Origin of the sequence: Isoptericola sp. b408 (assembly GCF_030588085.1) — a bacterium.
Taxonomy (GTDB): Bacteria; Actinomycetota; Actinomycetes; order Actinomycetales; family Cellulomonadaceae; genus Isoptericola; species Isoptericola sediminis.
The window spans coordinates 130,374-145,879 of sequence record NZ_JAUQYQ010000004.1; the positions used below are offsets into that span (position 1 = coordinate 130,374).

Genomic DNA, 15,506 nt, shown 5'->3' on the forward strand with positions numbered 1-15,506 from the left:
TGCGCCGGGTACGCCTCGGACGGTCGCGCCACCCCGGGCCGGACCCATCCGGAAGCCGCTCGGCGTCGAACCCCTGGTGTCCCGGGAAGTCCGGGACCGCACGACGGGAGCGGCATGTCGATCGACCTGGTGTGCCCGGTGGGGCACACTGTGCGGGTGCCACCACCCGAGACGACGCCGGTCGACGACGCCCTGGCGGCGTGCGCCGGCGGGACGCCGGACGCGTTCGGGCCGGTGTACGACGCCCTGGCTCCCGCCGCGTACGGCACGGCGCTCAGGGTGCTCCGCGACCCGGACCACGCCGCCGAGGTGACCCAGGAGGTGATGGTCGAGGTGTGGCAGACAGCCGCGACGTACGACCCGGCCCGCGCGTCGGCGCGCACCTGGGTCATCACCCTCGCCCGTCGACGCGCGATCGACCGTGTCCGTGCCGAGCAGGCGCGGCGCGACCGGGACCAGCGCGACCTGGACACGAACGTCACTCCCTCGGGCCACGACGTCGTCGCCGAGGACGTCGAGCAGCGCCTCGAGGGCGCAGCCGTGCGGCGCTGCCTGGACTCGCTCACGGGGACGCAGCGCGAGGCGGTGGTGGACGCCTACTACGGCGGTCGGACCTACCGTGAGGTGGCCGAGCGGCTCGGCGCCGCCCTGCCGACCGTCAAGTCCCGGATCCGCGACGGACTGATCCGGCTGCGCGACTGCCTGGGGGTGAACCATGGCTGACAGCACGCACGACGCCTGGGACCTCCTGCCGGCCTACGCGCTCGACGCGGTCGACGACCTGGAACGCCGTACGGTCGAACGCCTCCTCGCCGCCGACCCGGCGGCCCGCCGCGCCCTCGACGAGTACCGCGAGGTGGTCGCGGCGTTCACGGTGGACTCGACGCCGCCGGCCGAGCTCCGCGATGCCGTGATGTCCCGCATCGCGCAGGGGTCGACGGCGACACCCGCCGAGCGCTCCGGGGTCGACGACGGCGCGTGGTCCGGATCCGACGGCGAGACCCGGAGCGCCCGTTCCGCGGGCGACGAGAACGTCGTGCCGTTGGCCCGGCGCCGTCGCCGGTGGGGCCTCGTCGCCGCAGCGGCCGCCGCCGTCGTCGCCGTGGCTGTGCCCACCACCGTCGCGATCCGGGCGACCGTCGAGCAGAACCAGCTCCAGCAGCAGGTCGACACGGTCGCGCAGATGATGGCCGACCCGTCGGCGACCCTGCTGCGCAGCGAGGTCGCCGGGGGTGGCCAGGCCTCGGTGCTGGTCGCCGGCGAGGACCTGCTGTTCAGCGCGAGCGACCTGCCGGACGTCGGCGCGGGCTCGACCTACCAGCTCTGGCTGGTCGGCGCCGAGGGCGACGTGACGTCCGCGGGTCTGCTCGACCCCGAGGACGGTGCCGTCGAGCGGCTGCTGCAGGGTGTGGACGGCGTCGGCCTGGCCGTGTCGGTCGAGCCGGAGGGCGGCTCGCAGCAGCCGACCACCGACCCGGTCGTCGTGCTCGCCGAGGGCTGACCCGGAGCGAGCGTGCGAGTGCAGGGGCGGTCCGACCGCGAGTTCTGAGGGCTGACCCGGAGCGATCCGCCGCAGCACGACACCGGCCCGCCCCGTCCGAGGACGGCGCGGGCCGGTGCGGAGCTGGTGCCCTGGTCCCGCCCGCCCCCTGCGCGGCCGGGACCAGGGAGCCGGTCACATCGTCGGCATGAGGACCCCGTCGATGAGGTAGACGGTCGCGTTCTGCGTCATGACGCCACCGCAGATGACGCCGGCGTCGTTGACCGTGAGCTCGTCGCCCTCGCCGGTGACCTCGACGGTCTCGCCCTGGACCGTGGTGTGCTCGCCGACGACGTCCTCGGGCAGTGCCTGGCCCTCCACCACGTGGTAGGTCAGCACCGAGGTCAGCAGGTCGGCGTCGGTGGACAGGGCGTCGATGGTCTCGGCGTCGACGGCCTCGAAGGCCTCGTCCACCGGGGCGAACACCGTGAACTCGCCCCCGTTGAGGGTGTCGACCAGGTTCACGTCCGGGTTGAGCTCGCCGCTGACGGCGGCGGTCAGCGTGGTCAGCAGCGGGTTGTTCGACGCCGCGACGGCCACGGGCTCGGTGGACATGCCCTCGATCGAGCCGGCACCGTCGGGCACCTGCGAGGCGTAGTCCTCGCACCCGGGGCCGACGAGGTTGGCGGCCGGGTCCATCTCCATGTCCTCCTCGGCCATGTCGTCCTCGGACTCCATGTCCTCCTCGGCCATGGACTCCTCCTCCATGGGGGACTCCTCGGTCATCGTCTCCTCCGAGCCGGCCGTGTCCCCGTCGTCGGTGGAACAGGCGCCCAGGGCCAGCAGGGCCAGGGTCGCGAAGCCGGCGGCGGCGGTGCGGGTGCGAGTGCGAGCCTTCATCGTTCTCTCCTTGCCTCGTCGCCCCGACGTCCCCGGGGCGCTTCACGGGGGTGTTCGGAACGAGGGCGCCGTCCGGATGGGTCAGGGCGAAAACTTTGTCGATCTGTGATCTCGCGCGCTCGCCGACGGGCCCGCATCATCGGTGGATGAGCGACATGTGGCGATTCGACGGTCGCATCCTCGGCGTCGGGACGACGTCCGGGACGCGGGTGGTGCTGGGGGTCTGGGACCGCTCGCCGTTCGGTGCCTTCGCCGACGCGATGGTCGAGGACGGCTCCGGCCGTCGTCGGCTCGTGGCGCCGGCCCACGTCGCCGAGTTCGTGGCCACGACCTACGGCTTCGACGACGTCGTGGAGTCGCCGGTCCGTGTGCGGCTCGAGGACGGCGCTCCCGGGTCGCTCACCGCCGAGGCCGGTCCGCTCCACCTGCACGCCGTCGTCGGGCGCCGCACGGGACTGGGCCGGCTGCTGCGGCTGATGCCGGGCCGGCTCGCCTCCGCGCCGTGGTTCACCGTGCTCACCGACCCTGTCGCCCGGCTCGTGCTCGACGGCGTCCGGACGCGGGGCAGCGCCGGCAACGGCCGGCACGAGACGTACGGCGCCACGGACGTGCACCGGGTCGACGCCGTCAGTGCCACCTGGGAGGGCACGGACCTCGGGGCGCTCGCGGACGTCGACCCGCCGGTCCGGTTCGGGTTCGGCTCCACGCCGCGGCGTCCCAGCCTGACCAGGGTGACGACGACGGTGCGGGGCTGAGCGTCGGGCTCCGACCCATCCGCGCCGCTCCGCGCTCCGAACCCCGGGCATGGAGACGCTCGTCCTGGTCGGTCTGCTCGGTGGTCTGGTCACCGGCATCTCGCCGTGCGTCCTGCCGATGCTGCCCGTCATCTTCTTCGCCGGCGGTGTCGAGGGAGCGCGGACCCGGGCCGCGACGGGTGACGCACCCGCGAACCTCGGTGAGGACCCGGCACGTGCCCGCGTCGACCAGGCGCTCTTCGCCGGGGCGCCGACGGCCATCCGGGTCGACCGCGTCGGCAGGGTCTCCAGCGGCCCGTCGCGGGGGGACCGGGACGGCACCGAGGCGCGCCACCGCCGGCGGCGGACGCCCCGGTCCTGGCGCCCCTACCTGGTCATCGCCGGACTGGTCGTCAGCTTCAGCCTCTTCACGCTGCTCGGGTCGCTCCTGCTCACCGCGCTCGGGCTGCCGCAGGACCTGCTGCGCTGGCTCGGCATCGCCCTGCTGGCCGCGATCGGCGCGGGCATGATCGTGCCCCGGTTCGAGGAGGTGCTCGAGCGGCCCTTCCGGCGGATCGCGGCCCTCGGGTCGCGGCGGTCCCCGCGCCCGGACCGCGGGGCGTTCCTGCTGGGCCTCGGCCTGGGCGTGCTCTACGTGCCGTGCGCCGGGCCGGTGCTGGCCGCGATCACCGTCGCGGGCGCGACCGGCGACGTCGGACCGGGCACGGTCGCCCTGACGGTGAGCTTCGCCGTCGGTGCCGCGGTCCCGCTGCTCGTCTTCGCCCTGGCCGGACGGCGCGTGGCCGAGCGGTTGCGGGGGTTCCAGCGCCACCAGCGCGGCATCCGCACCGCCGGAGGGCTCGTCATGATCGCGCTCGCGGGCGCCCTGGCGCTGAACCTCCCGGCCCAGCTCCAGCGGGCCCTGCCGGACTACACCGGCACCCTCCAGCAGCAGCTCGACTCCAGCGAGACCGTCCAGGACGCCCTCGAGCTCGGCGGGATCGTCACGGACGCCAACCGCGAGCTGTCGAACTGCACGAGCGGGGACGCCGAGCTCGCCGAGTGCGGGACGGCGCCGCCCCTGACCGGCATCACGACCTGGCTCAACACCCCCGACGGCGCACCCGTCGAGCTCGCGGACCTGCGCGGCCAGGTGGTGCTCGTCGACTTCTGGACCTACTCCTGCATCAACTGCCAGCGGGCGCTGCCGCACGTCAACGCCTGGTACGACGCCTACCGCGACGCCGGTCTGGAGGTGATCGGCGTGCACACCCCGGAGTTCGCCTTCGAGCGCGAGACGCGCAACGTCGTCGCGGGGGCCGAGGATCTCGGTGTCGACCACCCGATCGCGCAGGACAACGCCTACTCGACGTGGACCGGCTACCGGAACCGGTACTGGCCCGCCGAGTACCTGATCGACGCCGACGGGACCGTGCGCTACCTGAAGTTCGGCGAGGGTGACTACGCCACGACGGAGCAGCACATCCGCGACCTGCTGCGGGAGGCCGACCCGGGCGTCACGCTCCCCGCGCCCACGGACACCGAGGACACCACCCCGCAGGCCGACACGACGCCGGAGACGTACCTCGCGCTCAACAAGGTCTTCAACTACGCGGGGCCGACCGACTACGGCAGCGGCGAGCGGCGGTTCACCGCACCCACCGAGCAGCCCGAGGACACCTTCTCCCTGGACGGTCGGTGGGACGTCGACTTCCAGGGTGCGACCGCGGTGTCCGACGACGCGATCCTGCGGCTGGCCTACCGGTCCACCGACGTGTACTCGGTGCTCGGGGGCGAGGGCACCGTGACGGCACGGGTCCTGGCCGACGACGGCACCCTGCGCGCGGAGCGGGAGATCGACGTGGCGGGCAACCCCACGCTGTACGACGTGCTGCGCGGTGACGGCGCGACCGAGGGGACGGTGGAGCTGGAGGTGCCTGCCGGCGTGACCGTGTACACCTTCACGTTCGGCTGACCGCCGCGGACGGCGTCGACGCGTCGGGCAGGGCAGCCGTCAGCGGCCCTCGGGATCTCGGTGGACTCCGCGACGGCGAACACCCTTCCCTGGGCGACCGTGGGCTCGGGTGGCACGGCGATCTCGTCGGGGGGTCAGGACCCGGCGGCGAGCGGACCGAAGCGGTCGGCCGACGCGAGCCGCCAGTCGGCGGCCCAGCCCTGCGGTGCGTCGTCGAGCAGCTCGCCCGGGGCGAGCCACTCGTACAGCTCCGCGTACGAGCGGCTGTCCGTGGGGGACACGGTGCGCCGGAGGTGCGCGGGGGTCAGCTCCTCGGGCCCGGAGACGCCCATGGCGGCCATGAGTCGCATCGCCTCGTCGACGGTGGAGCGCTGGTAGCGGTGGACGCGTTCGCTCTTGTCCGCGACGTCGAGGGCTCGGGCCCGCCAGGGGTTCTGCGTGGCGACGCCGCTCGGGCAGCGGTCGGTGTGGCACCGCTGCGCCTGGATGCAGCCCGCGGCCATCATCATGGCCCGGGCGGCGTTGGTGTAGTCGGCCCCCTGGGCGAGCCGTTTGACGATGTCGCTGCCTCCGGCGATCTTCCCGCTCGCGCCGACGCGGACACGGTCGCGCAGTCCTGTGCCCACGAGGGCGTTGTGGACCGTCATCAGTCCCTGGGTGAGCGGCATGCCGACGTGGTCCTCGAACTCCAGGGGTGCAGCACCGGTGCCGCCCTCGGCGCCGTCCACGATGACGAAGTCGGGGGCGGTTCCGACCTCCAGCACGGCCTTGCAGACGGCGAGCACGTCCACCCGTGAGCCCACGCAGAGCTTGATGCCGGCGGGCTTCCCACCGGCGAGCTCACGCATCCGTGCGACGAACTCGACGAGCTCGGTCGGGGTCGAGAACACCCGGTGGGCGGACGGGCTGACGCACTTCTCGCCCGCGGGGACCTGGCGTGTCCGGGCGATCTCGGCGGTCACCTTCGAGGCGGGCAGTACCCCGCCGACCCCCGGCTTCGCGCCCTGGCTCAGCTTGAGGGACACCATCTTGACCTGGTCTTTCGCGGCGGTGGCGCGGAACGTCGCGGGGTCGAAGTCGCCGTCCGCGGTCCGCGCGCCGAAGTAGCCGGTCCCGATCTCCCAGACCAGGTCGCCGCCGTGCTCCTCGTGGTACGGCGAGAGGCCGCCCTCGCCGGTGTCGTGGGCGAACCCGCCGAGGGCGGCACCCTTGTTCAGGGCGCGGATCGCGTTGGCCGACAGGGAGCCGAAGCTCATGGCCGAGACGTTGAGCAGGGCCATGGAGTACGGGCGGGTGCAGTCGGGTCCGCCGACCTGGACCCGCGCCGGCTCGTCGGGGGTCTCCAGCGGGGTCGTCGTGTGCACGAGGTGCTCGTGCCCGACCCGGTTGACGTCGAGCTCGGTGCCGAACGGCTTCTCCTCGTTGACGCCCTTCGCCCGCTCGTACACGAGCGAGCGGGTGTCGCGGTCGTACGGGCGGCCGTCCCAGTCGCGCTCGATGAAGTACTGCTGCAGCTCGGGCCGGACGATCTCGAGGAGGTAGCGCAGATGGCCGATCACGGGGTACCGGCGCAGGATCGTGTGCTTGCGCTGCAGCAGGTCCCAGGTCGCCAGGGAGGCGATCCCCGCGCCGAGGGCTCCTACGCCTTGCCAGGTTCTCCGTCGTCCCACCTCGTCCTCCGTCCTGGACTCGTGCTCCGTCGGGGCGGCCAGGGGTCAGCCGGCGAAAGACTCCAGCGTCGCCCGGTCGACGGTCCCGTCGTGCCGGATCAGCTCCTCGGCCTCGTCCATCCGCTCCCAGACGTTGACGGCCATGGCCCCGTTGACCCGGCCGCCGTCGACCCAGAACGCGACGCACTCGCGGTCCTCGGCGGAGCCGGAGATCACGACGTCGCCCTCGGTGAGTCCCTTGGCCTCCATGCCGAGGTCGAACTGGTCGGAGAAGAAGTACGGCAGCACGTCGTACGGCTCCTCGGAGCCCATCACGGCCCGCGCGGCATGCTTGCCGGTCTCGTCGGCCACGGCCCAGTGCTCGATGCGCAGCAGCCGGTCGAAGCGTGCGGACGGTACCGCGGCGATGTCGCCGACGGCCCAGACCTCCGGTGCGGAGGTGCGCAGGGTCCCGTCGACGGCGACGCCGCCGCCGTCGCGGTCCGCGACCAGGTCGAGCCCCGCCTCCGCGGCGAGCCCGACCTCCGGGGTGACGCCGATCCCGACGACGACGGTGCGTGCCGCGAGGGACGTGCCGTCGTCGAGGTGCACGCTGCTCGCCCGGGTGCCGTCGCCCTCGATCGCGACGACGGAGCGGCCGTGGAGCAGCCGCACGCCGTTGTCCTCGTGCACGCCGGTGAAGACGCGGGCCACCTCGGCGCCGAGCGACGCGAGCGGGTGCGGGCCGCGGCCGACGACGGTCACGTCCCGGCCGAGCTGCCGGGCGGAGGCGGCGACCTCCATACCGATCCACCCGTCGCCGACCACGACGACGGGTCCGTCCTCGGAGAGCGCGGTGGAGAGCCGGTCGGCGTCGCGCACGGAGCGCAGGTAGTGGACGCCGTCGAGCTCGGCCCCGGGCACGTCGATCCGCCGGACCCGGGATCCCGTGGCGAGCACCAGCCGGGAGTACCGCTGGGACCCGCCGGGAGCGGTGGTGACCGAGCGGGCGCCGACGTCGAGCGCGGTGACGCTGGTCCCGGTCCGCAGGTCGACGTTGTGGTCGCTGTACCAGTCCGCGTCCAGGGGGCGCAGGTCGGCACGTCCCGCCTCGCCGCGCAGGTACTCCTTGGACAGCGGAGGACGCTCGTACGGCGGCATGGGTTCGCCGGCCACCACCACGAGCGGCCCGTCGTAGCCCTGGTCGCGCAAGGTCTCCGTGGCGCGGGCTGCGGCGAGCCCACCCCCGACGACGACGATCGGATCCATCGGTCCTCCTTGGCGCTGTCCTGCAGTCCGCCTCACAGAGTGTCACGTCTGCCCGGATCGTGCCGTGGAGGGCCGCAGGTGCGCGGCGGCGGGCGGTGGGCGCCAGGCCCCGGTGTCGTCAGGCGGTGTCGCGGTCCTTCTGCCGGGTTCCGGTGGAGAGACCCGCGACGAGCAGCACCGCCCCGGCGAGCAGGAGGTACGTCGACAGCAGGAGGGCGATCGTCGGTGCGTCGTCGGTGGGTCGGGCGAGGATCACGACGCCGAGCACGATCCACAGCACCGCGTTGACGAGCTGCCAGTCCCAGGCCTTCGCGCGTACGGCGCGCCCCCGCAGCCCGGCGACGACCCCGGCCACGCCCGCGGCGCAGGCCCACACGCCGACGACGAGGAAGAGCAGGGGAGCCGTCATCGAGGGCCAGAGCACCACGAGCAGGCCGGCGGCGACGCTGAGCAGCCCGGCGACGAACCGCCAGCTCAGATCACCCTGGTCGGCCCGTTGCCCGGGGACGTTCTCGACCGCGAGCAGCGCTCCCTGGGCGAGGATGGCCAGGCCGATCACCCAGCGCAGCCAGGACAGGCCCTCGTCGGGTTTGATGAGGAGGACGGCACCGGCGACGAGGTAGGCGACGGCACGGACGTAGACGAGTCGCCACAACCTCCGCGCCGTGCCCGCGGTCCGTCGCGAGAGTGGTGTCACCGCGTCGTCGGCCATGCCCGGCTCCTCCCGGCGTCGTCCCGTGCTGGTGATGCTACGAGCAGGGCGTGGTCCTCGCCGTCTGACGTGCGGGGACGGTCACGGTTCCGGCAAGACGTCGCAGGATCACCCTTGCGCTCCGATGTCGCGGACCTCTAAGGTCGGCCATGCGTGGTGACACGAGTCACTACTGCCCCCTCGAGTCTCGACGGAGAGGAACTCGCATGTCAGTCCCGTCCTCGCGCGGCAGGCCCCGCCGCGCACTGGCCCTGGGAGCAGCCGCGGCCGTCCTGCTGACCGGCGTCGGCGCCGCGCAGGCGTCGCCGCCCGACCAGGTCGACCCGTTCGACCCGGACCTCGGCCCGAACGTCATGGTCTTCGACCCCTCGACCCCGCAGGCGGAGATCGAGACGGCGCTCGACGAGCTCGCCGAGCAGCAGACCGACGCCGAGATGTCGACGGACCGCTACAGCGTGCTGTTCAAGCCGGGCAGCTACGGCTCGGCCGAGGACCCGCTGCAGGCGCGCGTCGGCTACTACACGGAGGTCGCCGGCCTCGGGGCGTCCCCGGGCGACGTCGACGTCCGCGGCGCGATCGAGGTCTACAACCGCTGCCTGAACAACATTCCGGGCAGCTCGAACTGCATCGCGCTCGTCAACTTCTGGCGCACGCTGTCGAACCTCCACCTGACGATCGACAGCTCCGGTCAGGACGGGTGCCGGGCGTCGGCCAACTTCTGGGCGGTCTCCCAGGCGGTCTCGATGCGACGTCTCGACGTCGACGGCTTCCTGTCCCTGATGGACTACTGCACCGACGGGCCGCACTACGCCTCCGGGGGCTTCATCGCCGACTCGCGGTTCGACACGCCGCCGCTGAACGGGTCGCAGCAGCAGTGGCTGACCCGCAACAGCGAGATGCCCGCCTGGTCGAACGCCGTGTGGAACCAGGTGTTCTCCGGCGTCGTCGGTGCCCCCGACGACTCGGAATTCCCCTCCCCGCCGTACACGACGCTCGACGAGACGCCCGTGAGCCGGGAGAAGCCGTACCTCTTCGTCGACGACGACGGGCGCTGGAACGTCCGCGTGCCCGCGGCGCAGACCGGCACGCGCGGCGTCAGCTGGGCCGACGGCATGACCGAGGGGCGCACCATCGGCATCGAGGACTTCTTCATCGCCCAGCCGGGTGACTCGGTCCGCGAGATCAACACCAACCTGGCCCGTGGCAAGCACCTGCTGCTGACGCCGGGCGTCTACGACGTCGCGGAGACCATCGAGGTCAAGCGTCCCGACACCGTCGTGCTCGGCATGGGGCACGCCACCCTGACCGCCGTCGACGGCGCGACGCCGATGCGCGTCGCGGACGTCCCCGGCGCCGTCGTCGCGGGTGTCACGATCGACGCCGGCGAGACGGAGTCCGAGCTGCTGCTGCAGGTCGGCAAGGAGAACGGCGACCACGAGAACCGGACCGACCCCGCGAACCCGACCACGCTGTCCGACGTGTACTTCCGCGTCGGCGGCCCCCACGTCGGGTCCACGGACACCGCGCTCGAGGTGAACTCCGACAACGTGCTCATCGACCACACCTGGGTGTGGCGCGGGGACCACGGCGTCGAGGGCTTCCCCACGGGTGGGGAGAACGGCGTGAACGGTGACACCGTGCGGTGGAACACCAACATCGGCCGCACCGGTGTGCGCATCAACGGTGACGACGTGACCGCGACCGGTCTGTTCGTCGAGCACTTCCAGGAGTTCAACACCGTCTGGAACGGCGAGCGCGGCACCACCGTGCTCTACCAGAACGAGCTGCCCTACGACCCGCCGACCCAGGCCGACTGGACCCGTCCGGACGGCACCCTCGGGTACGCCGGGTACAAGGTGGCCGACGACGTCACCGAGCACACGCTGCACGGTGGCGGGGTGTACGTCTTCAACCAGAACAACCCGGACATCGTCACCGAGAACGGGTTCGAGGTGCCCGACGCCCCGGGCGTGAAGCTGCACCACATCATGACGGTCAACCTGTCGGCCGGGACCATCAACCACGTCGTCAACGGCGTGGGCGACGCGGTGCCGCCGTCGACGGTCGGTGTGCCGGAGTACCTCGTGGAGTACCCCGCACCCTGACCCCTCCCTCCTGAGCAGGAGATGCAGACCCCGCCCCGGGGACGGCCCGTCCGGTCCGTCCCCGGGGCGGGGTTCTCCTGCGTCCGGGGCGGGGCGCCGTGCGCGGAGGGGGTCGGTCAGGTCGAGGCGCGCGGGACGACGCGGCTCGGCTCGTCCGGCCCGGGCGGCAGCGGCCGGCCGTCCAGCACCGCCTCGACGCTCGCCGCCAGGTGACGGGCCTGCGCGGCGCTCGGCTGCGAGATGGTCGTCAGGGGCGGGTCGGCGAGCGAGGCGGCCGGGACGTCGTCGAGACCGATGACGGCGAGACGGCCGGGCACCTCGACACCGGCCTCGCGGGCCCCGGCCAGGACCGCCAGGGCGACCTCGTCGTTGTAGCAGGCGACCGCGTCGACGCCGTCGGCCACCCACCCGCGCACCGCCTCGGTCGCGGGGGCGACCGGGGTGACGACGGCGACCGGCGGCACGGGGACGTCCGCCCGGGCGCAGGCGCGCCGCACACCGTCCGTGCGCAGGTCGGCGAACTCGCGCAGCCGCTCGTCCGGGGTGGTGGCGATGCCGAGGTGTCGGTACCCACGCTCGAGCAGGTGCTCGACCTGGAGCTCGCCCAGTCCTCGCTGGTTCTCCGCGTCGATGCCGGGGTGGGCGCCGTCGTCCACGGACCCGGCACCGACCACCTCGATGCCCGCCTGGCGCAGCGCCCGCAGGTCCTCGGCCGGGAAGTGCGTGAGACCGACGACGACGCGGGGCGTGACGGCCCGCCACAGCTCGCGCAGCGGCCGGGTCGAGCGGTGGTGGTGCACCAGCAGGAAGAGGCCGCGTTCGGCGAGGTTGTCGGTGAGCAGGTCCAGGACCGTGTCCACGACGGGGCCGGTGGGCCAGTCGGGCAGGACGCACACGACCAGGTCGCTCTGCCCGCGGCGCAGGGCGCGTGCCGCGGCCGACGGCGCGTACCCGAGCTGTGCGGCGGTGGCCAGGACGAGGTCGCGGGTCGCGGTCGAGATGTTCGTGCCCGGGGTGTCGTTGAGGACGTAGCTGACGGTGGTGCGGGACACGCCGGCGGCGCGCGCGACGTCGGCACTGGTGACGGGCAAGGGATCCTCCACGACGGTGTGGGTCGAACTCTACGCGGCGCGCCGTCGCGGTGGGTGCGCTGGACGGGTGTATCAACTCACTGGTACACATGGTCCCGCCGACCGAACCGACGGAGGTCCTCGCCGTGGCGCTGTTCCTGTTCCTGACGTTCTGGCAGGAGGCGGTCGGGCTGCTGGCGGCCCTCGTGCTCGTCGTGGCCCGTCGGCGGTCCGCCGGCGCACTGCCGGTCACGACGGGCGTCCGCGCGGTGGTGCTCTCCGGCCTGGCGCTCGCCCTGGCCTTCCTGGCCGCGCGACGGTGGAGCGGTATCGGGCCCGTCGTGGGCGGACCCGAGCTCCTGGGCGGGCTGTACGGCGCCACCCTCTACACCGGGCCCCTGATCGCCGGCCTGATCGCCCTGGCCGTGTTCCTCCTCCCGGTCCGTCGCCGCCCGACCGGTCGCTCCGCGGTCCTGGCCCGGCGGACGCCTCTGACCTTCGTCCGTCCGTGGTGGTTCGTCGCGGTGTCCCTGGTGCTGACGGGCGTCGTCGTCCTCACGGTCGCGCTGGGCCTGGTCTCGCGGCCTGACGACGAGGGGCACTACCGGATGTTCCTCATCGAGGCCGGGGAGACCGCCGTCGGGGCCTCCGTCTACGGCTGGTACTACTCCGTGCCGTGCCTTGTCCTGATCGCCGGGCTGCTGCTCCTGGCGTTCCTCGACCTCGTGCTGATCGCGCGCCCGGCGGTGGTCGGCGACCACGAGTCGGACCTGGCCCAGCGGACCTGGCGCTCGCGTGCCGTCGTCGGCGTCGTCGTCGGCGCGCTGCTGCTGCACCTGTCCGCCGTCGTCTACTCGCTGCAGGGCGCCCTGATGGTGCGCGGCTCCTCGTCCGGGACCGGGGTGCTGAGCAGCGCGTTCGCCCCGCTCGCGGAACCCCTGCATCTGGTCGGGGACGTCGTGCAGGCCGGCGGCTGGTTCGTGTGGTTCTTCCTGCTGCTCGCCGCGCTGACGGCCCGCCGTGCCGAACGGGCGCGCGACGCGGAACCCGCCCTCGCGACGGAGGGCTGAGCGGTGCCGCTGCGCATCGCGCTGACCGGCAGCGCGCCACCGGCGGACCAGATCCGTGACCAGATCCGGGGCCTGGTCACCACAGGCCGGCTCGGCGCCGGCGAGCGGCTGCCCTCGGTCCGCCAGCTCTCCGCCGACCTCGGGGTGGCGGCCGGCACCGTGGCCAAGGCGTACCGGTCCCTCGAGGCCGACGGGGTCCTGGCCAGCCGCATCGGTTCCGGGACCCGCGTCAGCACAACCGCAGGTGCCGCGCCGCACGCCGTCGTCGAGAGTGCGCAGGGTCTGGCCCGTGCCGGCCGGGAGGCGGGGGTCGACGTCGACGAGGCCGTCCGTGTGCTGCGCGCCGTCTGGGGCGACTGACGCCGACGTCGGGCCGACATGGCCGCCTACGCTGAGGCCGTGGACCCCCTCGACGCCGTCACCTGGCCCGTGCTGACCGAACGCCTGGCGATCCGCCGTGCGACGCCCGACGACGCCGCGGCGACCTGGCGGTGGCGGCGGCTGCCCGAGGTGGGGGAGTGGATCACCAGCGCGCCGACCGACTACGCGACCTACCGGATGCGGTTCGTCGACCCCGCCCGTCTGGCGCTCACGCTGGTGGTCGAGCTCGACGGCGAGCCGATCGGCGACCTCATGGTGAGGGTCGAGGACGGGTGGGCACAGGCCGAGGTGGCCGACCAGGGCCGCGCCGTGCAGGCCGAGATCGGCTGGACCCTCGACCCGGCGTTCGGCGGCCGGGGTTATGCGACCGAGGCGGTCCGTGGAGCGATCGGGATGGCTTTCGAGCAGCTCGGGCTGCGTCGCGTCCACGCCGGATGCTTCGCGGCGAACGAGGCCTCGTGGCGGCTGATGGAGCGCCTCGGGATGCGCCGGGAGGAGCACAGCCGCAAGACCGGTCTGCACCGGTCGGGCGAGTGGCTGGACGGCATGGACTACGCGCTGCTGGCCGAGGACTGGCAGGGCTGACCCTCCACCGGGCGACCCCGGCCCTGCCCTCTACCGGAGGAGGGTCCAGATCGGCACCGCGGTGATCAGGCAGATAGCGACCGCGGCGCCGACGGCGATCGATGCGATCTGCGAGTCGGCCTCCGTCCACGCAGGTCCGGGGAACCTGCGCCCGCGGTGGAACGCCACCACGACGCCGATGATCGTCCCTCCGACGAGGCCGGCACCAGCAGCGAAGTGGGTCTTCCTGAGCATGCCGACGCGCTGCTCCGACCGTGGGCTGGCACCGAACGCCAGCTCGAACTGACCCTTGCTCGGCCGACAGAGCAGTCGCAGGACGAGACCCAGGGGAGAGTCCTCGGCCACGGACCGGTACGTGCGCGGCGAGCGCGTGCCTCCGTCGTCGCTGCGCATGACCGAAGAATGGCCACGGCGGGAACAGACGCAGAGACCCGTCAAGGAAGGACAAGAGGCCCTCCCACCAGCGTTTCCGCTGGCCAGAGGGCCTCTCGACTGGTCGGGGTGACAGGATTTGAACCTGCGACCTCTTCGTCCCGAACGAAGCGCGCTACCAAGCTGCGCCACACCCCGAGGGACTGCGCCCGCACGCTCGAACACCGGCGAACCGGATCCCTCGTGCGGAAGCCTGCTCAGAATAGCCGACGATCGCCCCGGAACGAAAACTCAGATCCGGTCCCGCGCCGTGAACGTGATCAAGGTCGCTTCCGGGCGGCAGGCGAACCGCACCGGGGCGTACGGCGAGGTCCCGGCGCCGGCCGAGACGTGCAGCCAGGTGGAGTCCTCGCCGCCCGGTTCGTCGGGCCGCGGGCCGGGCCAGCCGTGCAGACCCTTGGCACGTCCGCGGTCGATGTCGCAGTTGGTGACCAGCGACCCGTAGAACGGCAGGCACAGCTGGCCGCCGTGCGTGTGCCCGGCGATGATCGCGTCCGCCCCGTCGGCGTGCATCCGGTCCAGCACCCGCTGGTACGGCGCGTGCGCGACCCCGAGGCGCAGCAGCGCCGGCTCGTCGTCGGTCGTCTCCGGGAACTCGTCCCGGTCCAGGTGCGGGTCGTCCACACCGGCCAGGGCGACGCGCCGCCCCCCGACGTCGACGGCGTCGCGCCGGTTGGTCAGGTCGGCCCATCCGGCGTCGCGCATCGCCGCGGCCATGCGGTCCCACGGCAGGTCGGGCGTGCGGCGCATCGGTCCGCGGGCGTCCGGGAGCAGGTAGCGCGCCGGGTTCTTGAAGGTGGGGGAGTAGTAGTCGTTGGAGCCCATGACGAACGCCCCCGGGGCGGCGAGCAGCGGCTGGAGCGCGTGCAGCAGCGGGTCGACGGCGTCGTGGTGCGCGATGTTGTCGCCGGTGTCGATCACCAGGTCAGGCTCCAGCGCGGCCAGCGACCGGACCCAGTCGATCTTGCGCTGCTGGTCCGGGGTCAGGTGCAGGTCCGAGACGTGCAGGACCCGCAGGTCGCGCTCGCTCGGGGCCAGCACGGGCACGGTCACCCGGCGCAACGTGAACAGCTTCGTCTCGAGGTGTGCGTACGCCAGGCCGGCGACGCCCAGGGCGGCGACCCCGCCCAGCACGGTGAGGGGT

Annotated in this window: 15 protein-coding genes and 1 tRNA gene; 8 read left to right on the forward strand and 8 right to left on the reverse strand. The window is 73.2% G+C overall.

Annotated features, from left to right (window positions below):
• The first annotated feature begins 156 nt into the window (after window positions 1-156).
• Entirely contained in the window at window positions 157-723 is a 567-nt protein-coding gene (sigK, locus tag Q6347_RS12120) for an ECF RNA polymerase sigma factor SigK (protein WP_304604521.1), read from the forward strand.
• A complete protein-coding gene (locus tag Q6347_RS12125) occupies window positions 716-1,501 on the forward strand; it encodes an anti-sigma factor (protein WP_304607478.1) in 786 nt (261 codons plus the stop codon). The genes sigK and Q6347_RS12125 overlap by 8 nt, the downstream gene beginning before the upstream one ends.
• A gap of 174 nt (window positions 1,502-1,675) precedes the next feature.
• On the opposite strand, the gene Q6347_RS12130 is transcribed toward Q6347_RS12125, so the two are convergent.
• Window positions 1,676-2,380, reverse strand: coding sequence for a fasciclin domain-containing protein (locus Q6347_RS12130; protein ID WP_171245634.1), 705 nt, complete (start codon window positions 2,378-2,380; stop codon window positions 1,676-1,678).
• A gap of 146 nt (window positions 2,381-2,526) precedes the next feature.
• On the opposite strand from Q6347_RS12130, the gene Q6347_RS12135 reads away from it, so the two are divergent.
• Window positions 2,527-3,135, forward strand: coding sequence for a hypothetical protein (locus tag Q6347_RS12135; RefSeq protein WP_304607479.1), 609 nt, complete (start codon window positions 2,527-2,529; stop codon window positions 3,133-3,135).
• Window positions 3,136-3,184: 49 nt separating this feature from the next.
• On the forward strand, window positions 3,185-5,089 hold the full coding sequence (locus Q6347_RS12140) for a cytochrome c biogenesis protein DipZ (RefSeq protein WP_304607480.1): 1,905 nt from the start codon (window positions 3,185-3,187) through the stop codon (window positions 5,087-5,089).
• A gap of 134 nt (window positions 5,090-5,223) precedes the next feature.
• Here Q6347_RS12140 and Q6347_RS12145 read toward each other — a convergent pair whose 3' ends face one another.
• From Q6347_RS12145 to Q6347_RS12155, 3 genes are all read right to left on the reverse strand, one after another.
• Complete coding sequence (locus tag Q6347_RS12145) at window positions 5,224-6,759, reverse strand: FMN-binding glutamate synthase family protein (protein WP_304607481.1); 1,536 nt, start codon at window positions 6,757-6,759, stop codon at window positions 5,224-5,226.
• Between the two features lie 45 nt (window positions 6,760-6,804).
• Window positions 6,805-8,007, reverse strand: a complete 1,203-nt coding sequence (locus tag Q6347_RS12150) for an NAD(P)/FAD-dependent oxidoreductase (RefSeq protein WP_304607482.1) — start codon at window positions 8,005-8,007, stop codon at window positions 6,805-6,807.
• Between the two features lie 118 nt (window positions 8,008-8,125).
• Window positions 8,126-8,719, reverse strand: coding sequence for an HdeD family acid-resistance protein (locus tag Q6347_RS12155; RefSeq protein WP_304607483.1), 594 nt, complete (start codon window positions 8,717-8,719; stop codon window positions 8,126-8,128).
• Window positions 8,720-8,925: 206 nt separating this feature from the next.
• Between Q6347_RS12155 and Q6347_RS12160 the strand changes: the two genes are divergently transcribed.
• A complete protein-coding gene (locus tag Q6347_RS12160) occupies window positions 8,926-10,824 on the forward strand; it encodes an adenylyl cyclase (RefSeq protein ID WP_304607484.1) in 1,899 nt (632 codons plus the stop codon).
• A 116-nt stretch (window positions 10,825-10,940) separates the two neighbouring features.
• Here Q6347_RS12160 and Q6347_RS12165 read toward each other — a convergent pair whose 3' ends face one another.
• Complete coding sequence (locus tag Q6347_RS12165) at window positions 10,941-11,915, reverse strand: LacI family DNA-binding transcriptional regulator (protein ID WP_304604513.1); 975 nt, start codon at window positions 11,913-11,915, stop codon at window positions 10,941-10,943.
• Between the two features lie 89 nt (window positions 11,916-12,004).
• On the opposite strand from Q6347_RS12165, the gene Q6347_RS12170 reads away from it, so the two are divergent.
• From Q6347_RS12170 to Q6347_RS12180, 3 genes are read left to right on the forward strand one after another with little or no spacing between them, the layout of a single operon-like run.
• Window positions 12,005-12,964, forward strand: a complete 960-nt coding sequence (locus Q6347_RS12170) for a hypothetical protein (RefSeq protein WP_304607485.1) — start codon at window positions 12,005-12,007, stop codon at window positions 12,962-12,964.
• 3 nt (window positions 12,965-12,967) lie between these two features.
• Window positions 12,968-13,324, forward strand: a complete 357-nt coding sequence (locus Q6347_RS12175) for a GntR family transcriptional regulator (RefSeq protein WP_304607486.1) — start codon at window positions 12,968-12,970, stop codon at window positions 13,322-13,324.
• Between the two features lie 39 nt (window positions 13,325-13,363).
• Window positions 13,364-13,930 carry a GNAT family N-acetyltransferase gene (locus Q6347_RS12180; RefSeq protein WP_304607487.1) on the forward strand — a complete coding sequence of 189 codons (567 nt, stop codon included), beginning with the start codon at window positions 13,364-13,366 and terminating at the stop codon, window positions 13,928-13,930.
• 30 nt (window positions 13,931-13,960) lie between these two features.
• Here the strand turns inward: Q6347_RS12180 and Q6347_RS12185 are convergent, their stop codons facing one another.
• The 3 genes from Q6347_RS12185 to Q6347_RS12195 form a co-directional block, all read right to left on the reverse strand.
• Window positions 13,961-14,323 carry a hypothetical protein gene (locus Q6347_RS12185; RefSeq protein WP_304607488.1) on the reverse strand — a complete coding sequence of 121 codons (363 nt, stop codon included), beginning with the start codon at window positions 14,321-14,323 and terminating at the stop codon, window positions 13,961-13,963.
• 100 nt (window positions 14,324-14,423) lie between these two features.
• Window positions 14,424-14,500: transfer RNA gene (locus tag Q6347_RS12190), tRNA-Pro, on the reverse strand.
• 93 nt (window positions 14,501-14,593) lie between these two features.
• Window positions 14,594-15,496, reverse strand: coding sequence for a metallophosphoesterase (locus Q6347_RS12195; RefSeq protein ID WP_304607489.1), 903 nt, complete (start codon window positions 15,494-15,496; stop codon window positions 14,594-14,596).
• Between the last annotated feature and the right edge of the window lie 10 nt (window positions 15,497-15,506).